This is a genomic window from Sphingomonas bacterium (assembly GCF_903644135.1).
GTDB lineage: Bacteria > Pseudomonadota > Alphaproteobacteria > Sphingomonadales > Sphingomonadaceae > Sphingomonas.
The window spans coordinates 1-5301 of the sequence record NZ_CAHJXA010000197.1; the positions used below are offsets into that span (position 1 = coordinate 1).

Consider the following 5301-nt stretch of genomic DNA (forward strand, 5'->3'; position numbering starts at 1 on the left):
CTCGGCGGCCGAGCCGCGGATCGGCGTCGCCGAGCCGCTGCGCCGAGCCTAGGCCGCTACCTTGCTGATGAAGTCGCCGGCGCTGCCCCGCAGGTGGCCCAACTGCCCGTCCAGCGTGTCGAAGCCGCGACCGACATGGTCGATCTGGGCGGCGACGGTTTCGGTATCCTGGCGGATGGCGGCAACGGTGCTGCTCATCGAATCGGCGGCCAGCGCGGTCTCGTCCACCGCCGCGGTGATCGCCGTCACCGTCTGCGCCTGCGCCTCCATCGCGTAGCGGATGCGGTTGGCCGATTCCTGCACCTCGGCGACGGTCGACTTGATCGACGCGTTGGTCTCCACCGTCGAGCGGGTGGCGGACTGGATGGCGGCGATCTTGGCGGCGATGTCGTCGGTCGCCCGCGCCGTCTGGCTGGCGAGGCTCTTGACCTCCTGCGCCACCACCGCGAAGCCGCGGCCGGCATCGCCGGCGCGCGCCGCCTCGATCGTGGCGTTGAGCGCCAGCAGGTTGGTCTGGCCGGCGATGTCGCGGATCAGGCCAAGGATGCTCTCGATCGACTTGGCGTGATCCGACAGCGTGCCCGACATCGTCACCGCCTGCCCGGCCTGATCGGCCGCCCGCGTCGCGATCTCCGCCGCCGTCTCGACCTCGCCGCGCGCATCCTCGATCGCCCGGATCAGCCCGGCCGCGGTCTGTGCCGCCTCGCGCATCGCCAGCGCCGACTGTTCCGCCGCCGCCGCGACCTCGCTGGTCTTGCCCAACATGCCGCGCGCCGATGCCGACGAGGCGGCGGTCTCCGCGCGCAGCGTGTGGCCCGCATCGGTCGCCGTCTCGACCATGGCGGCGATGCCGTCGCGGAACTCGCTTGCCAGCCGCTCGCGCGAGGCCAGGCCGGTCTGCGCGATCAGCTGCGCAAAGAGCTCGACGGTGATCTCGGTCTCCATGCCGAACAGCCGCAGCAGCGCGTCCGCCATCGCCTCGGGGTGCGGATGGTCCGCGGGCATCCGCCGCCACAGGATGTTCATCGCCGCCCGGTGCGACGCGCACGACATCGCCAGCACGTCCATGGTCGGCACATGCTTGGCGTAGGCCACCACGACCACGCGGCCGAGATGCTCGATCCATGCCCGGCGATCTAGGAGGGCGAAACGATTGTGGAGATAGGCCAGCCCCGCGGATCGCCGCTCTTCCCCATCCAGCTTGGTCCAGGTCGGCCGGTCGGGCTGAACCCGCTGACCATGCCCCCAATAGGCGTCGACGATCTTGACCGCCTCGGGCTCGATGATCTGCCACAGCTCGGCCGCGTCGCGCACCAGCAGGCCGTCGCCGCCGTCGAACGCCGCGACCCGTGCGTCGAGGTCGATCGTGCTGAGCAGCGCCGGCAGGTCGATCCGGGCGGAGATGGCGGCGGACGAGGATTGATCGGTCGCGAACAAGGCGCTCTCCAGGATTTGCGTTCGGTGTCCCGATTAGGCGATTTGGGTTAACAGCCGGTTAGATAAGGGCCATTCTCGCCGGCTCGCCTGCGCCGTGCTTCGCCTTGCATCGCCAACCGGCAGGTCTAAGAGGACGCAAGCCCTTCGCTATTCGAGGAATCGTCCGTTGGCTTCGCGCCCGACCCTTCACGCCCGTCCGCTCAGCCCGCACCTGACCGTCTATCGCTGGGGGCCGCACATGCTGGTGTCGATCCTGCACCGGGCAACCGGCGACGGCATGGCGACGGTCGGCACTTTGCTGTTCGTATGGTGGCTGGCGGCGCTGGCCGGCGGCCCGGCAAGCTATGCGCGCTTCGCCGGCGTGTTCACCACCAGCAGCGGCCACCTCAACCTGATCGGCTATGTCTTCGGCATCGGCCTGACGCTCAGCCTGTTCCAGCACATCGCCAGCGGCGTGCGCCATCTGGTGATGGATACCGGCGCGGCGTTCGAGCTGAAGCGCAACAAGCGGTTCGCGCTGAGCACCATGGCGGCGGCGGTGGTGCTGACGCTCTGCTACTGGCTCTATCTGGGGATCAAGTGATGGGTTCGGGAACCAGCATCGGCCGGGTGCGCGGCCTGGGCAGTGCCAAAGAGGGCACGCATCACTGGTGGAACCAGCGGGTCACGGCAGGCTCCAACCTGCTGCTGATGCTGTGGCTGCTGCTCAGCCTCGCGCGGCTGCCCGGCCATGATTACGGGACGCTGCGGCTGTGGCTGGGATCGGCCTGGGCGACGGTGCCGCTGGCGCTGTTGGTGGTGTCGGTGTTCTGGCATTTTCGCCTGGGGCTGCAGGTGCTGATCGAGGACTATGCCCATGCCGAAAACCGGGTGGTGCTGCTCGTCCTCCTGAACTTCTTCACGATCGGCATGGGCGGCATCGCCCTGTTCTCGATCGTCCGCATCGCGCTGGGAGCAGCAGGGTAATGGCATCCGCCTACAAGATCATCGATCACACCTATGACGCCGTCGTCGTCGGCGCGGGCGGCTCGGGCCTGCGCGCCACCATGGGCATCGCCGAGGCGGGGCTGAAGACCGCCTGCATCACCAAGGTGTTCCCGACCCGCAGCCATACGGTGGCGGCGCAGGGCGGCATCGCCGCGAGCCTCGGCAACAACTCGCCCGACCATTGGTCGTGGCACATGTACGACACCGTCAAGGGCTCCGACTGGCTCGGCGACCAGGACGCGATCGAATATATGGTGCGCGAGGCGCCCCAGGCGGTCATCGAGCTGGAGCATGCCGGCGTCCCGTTCAGCCGCAACGACGACGGCACCATCTATCAGCGCCCGTTCGGCGGCCACATGCAGAACATGGGCGAAGGCCCGCCGGTCCAGCGCACCTGCGCCGCCGCCGATCGCACCGGCCACGCGATGCTGCACGCGCTGTACCAGCAGAGCCTGAAGTACGACGCCGACTTCTATGTCGAGTATTTCGCGCTCGACCTGATCATGGAGAACGGTGCCTGCCGCGGCGTCATCGCGCTGTGCATGGAAGACGGGTCGATCCACCGCTTCCGTAGCCATCAGGTGGTGCTGGCGACCGGCGGCTATGGCCGTTGCTATTTCTCGGCGACGTCGGCGCACACCTGCACCGGCGACGGCAACGCCATGGTGCTGCGCGCCGGGTTGCCGTTGCAGGACATGGAGTTCGTCCAGTTCCACCCGACCGGCATCTATGGCGCCGGCGTCCTCATCACCGAGGGCGCGCGTGGCGAGGGCGGTTACCTGACCAACAGCGAGGGTGAGCGCTTCATGGAGCGCTACGCTCCCAGCGCCAAGGACCTCGCCAGCCGCGACGTCGTATCGCGCTCGATGGCGATGGAGATGCGCGAGGGCCGCGGCGTCGGCGCGCATGGCGACCATATCTGGCTCCATCTCGACCATATCGATCCCAAGGTGCTGCACGAGCGGCTGCCCGGCATTACCGAGACCGGCAAGATCTTCGCCGGCGTCGACCTGACCCGTCAGCCGCTGCCGGTGACGCCGACGGTGCATTACAACATGGGCGGCATCCCGACCAACTTCCACGGCGAGGTCGTCCACAACAAGGACGGCAACCCCGACGCGGTCGTCCCGGGCCTGTTCGCGGTCGGCGAGGCGGCGTGCGTGTCGGTGCACGGGGCCAACCGGCTCGGCTCGAACAGCCTGATTGATCTCGTTGTGTTCGGCCGCGCGACCGGCCTGCGCATCAAGGACATCCAGAAGCTGGGGACGCCGCACAACCCGTTGCCCAAGGGCTCTGAGGAGCTGGCGCTCGGCCGGCTCGACCATTTCCGCAACGCTGCCGGCGGCTCGCCGACCGCGGTGATCCGCGCCGAGATGCAGCGCACCATGCAGGCGCATTGCGCGGTGTTCCGCGACAACGCCCTGCTCGCCGAGGGGCAGGACAAGATCAAGGCGACCTATGCCAAGCTGGCGGACGTGAGCGTCAACGACCGGTCGCTGATCTGGAACACCGATCTGGTCGAGACGCTGGAGCTGGACAACCTCGTCGCGCAGGCGGTGGTGACGATGGACTCGGCCGCCAACCGCCAGGAATCGCGCGGCGCTCACGTCAACGAGGACCATCCCGACCGCGACGACGCGACCTGGATGAAGCACACGATCGCGACCTTCAGCGGCTGGGCGGGCACCGGCGGCGCGACCGCGATCGATTACCGGCCGGTGCACGACTATACGATGACCGACGAGGCGGACTACATCAAACCCAAGAAGCGGGTGTATTGATCAGGCCGTAGCGCCTAGTCGTCCTCGTCCTCGAACCCGACCAGCGCCAATGCGCGTGCCTTGATCTGGCGGGTCATACACCAGTGGACCAGCGCCTCCTCGCGGCCATGCGTGACCCACACCTCCTTGGGCGAGATTTCGGTCAGCGTGTCGGTCAGCTCGTCCCAGTCGGCATGGTCGGACAGGATCAGCGGCAGCTCGACATTCTTCTGCCGCGCGCGCTGGCGCACCCGCATCCAGCCCGACGCCATCGCCGTGATCGGGTCGGGCAGCCGCCGCGACCAGCGGTCATTGAGCGCGCCGGGCGGGCAGAGCACGACATGGCCGGCAATGTCCTTCTTGGCGACACCGGTGGCGGGGATCAGCTCGCCCAGTTGCACGCCCAGGTCGGCATAAAGGTCGCACAGCCGCTGCAGTGCGCCGTGGATGTAGATCGGCGCGTCGTGGCCCCGCGCGCGCAATTCTGCGATCACCCGCTGCGCCTTACCGAGGGCATAGGCCCCAACCAGCACGCAACGGTCGGGATTGGCGTGGAGCCGTGCGATCAGCTTGTCGATCTCGTCGCCCGTCTCCGGGTGGCGGAACACCGGCAACGCGAAGGTCGCCTCGGTGATGAACACGTCGCACGCGACCGGCTCGAACGGGGCGCAGGTCGGGTCGGCGCGGCGCTTGTAGTCGCCCGAAGCGACGATCCGCTCGCCGCGATGGTCGAGGACGATCTGCGCCGAGCCCAGGACATGGCCGGCGGGGACGAAGCCGACCTCCACCTCCCCCAACTGGATCGTTTCGCCATAGGCGACCGGCCGCGCCTGCTGCTCGCCATAGCGCGCGTCCATGATCGCCAGCGTCTCGGGGGTGGCCCACACCGCGCCATGGCCGCCGCGCGCATGGTCGGCATGGCCATGGGTGACCAGCGCCCGCGCCATCGGCTCGGACGGATCGATCCACGCGTCCGCAGGGCGGACGTAGAGGCCATACGGATGCGGTTCCAGCCAGTCGCCGAGCTTGGGCATGGTGACTATATGGATGAGGTGGTCATCCGTTCCCCGTCGCCCTCACCCTTCCCACCGGCTTTGCCGGCGGGCCCCTTCCCTCT

Annotated in this window: 5 protein-coding genes; 3 read left to right on the plus strand and 2 right to left on the minus strand. The window is 68.4% G+C overall.

The window, feature by feature from the left end:
- Nucleotides 1–48: 48 nt before the first annotated feature.
- Entirely contained in the window at nt 49–1437 is a 1389-nt protein-coding gene (locus tag HUU96_RS10705) for a methyl-accepting chemotaxis protein (protein ID WP_438827078.1), read from the minus strand.
- A 238-nt stretch (nt 1438–1675) separates the two neighbouring features.
- Between HUU96_RS10705 and sdhC the strand changes: the two genes are divergently transcribed.
- From sdhC to sdhA, 3 genes are read left to right on the plus strand one after another with little or no spacing between them, the layout of a single operon-like run.
- Nucleotides 1676–2020, plus strand: a complete 345-nt coding sequence (gene sdhC, locus HUU96_RS10710; protein WP_254605181.1) for a succinate dehydrogenase, cytochrome b556 subunit — start codon at nt 1676–1678, stop codon at nt 2018–2020.
- Nucleotides 2020–2403 carry a succinate dehydrogenase, hydrophobic membrane anchor protein gene (gene sdhD, locus HUU96_RS10715; protein ID WP_174292793.1) on the plus strand — a complete coding sequence of 128 codons (384 nt, stop codon included), beginning with the start codon at nt 2020–2022 and terminating at the stop codon, nt 2401–2403. The genes sdhC and sdhD overlap by 1 nt, the downstream gene beginning before the upstream one ends.
- Nucleotides 2403–4205, plus strand: a complete 1803-nt coding sequence (gene sdhA, locus HUU96_RS10720) for a succinate dehydrogenase flavoprotein subunit (RefSeq protein WP_174292794.1) — start codon at nt 2403–2405, stop codon at nt 4203–4205. Before sdhD ends, sdhA begins: the two co-directional genes overlap by 1 nt.
- A 14-nt stretch (nt 4206–4219) precedes the next feature.
- Here the strand turns inward: sdhA and HUU96_RS10725 are convergent, their stop codons facing one another.
- Nucleotides 4220–5218 (minus strand): ligase-associated DNA damage response exonuclease, encoded by a 999-nt coding sequence (locus tag HUU96_RS10725; RefSeq protein ID WP_174292795.1) that lies wholly within the window; start codon nt 5216–5218, stop codon nt 4220–4222.
- Nucleotides 5219–5301 lie beyond the last annotated feature (83 nt).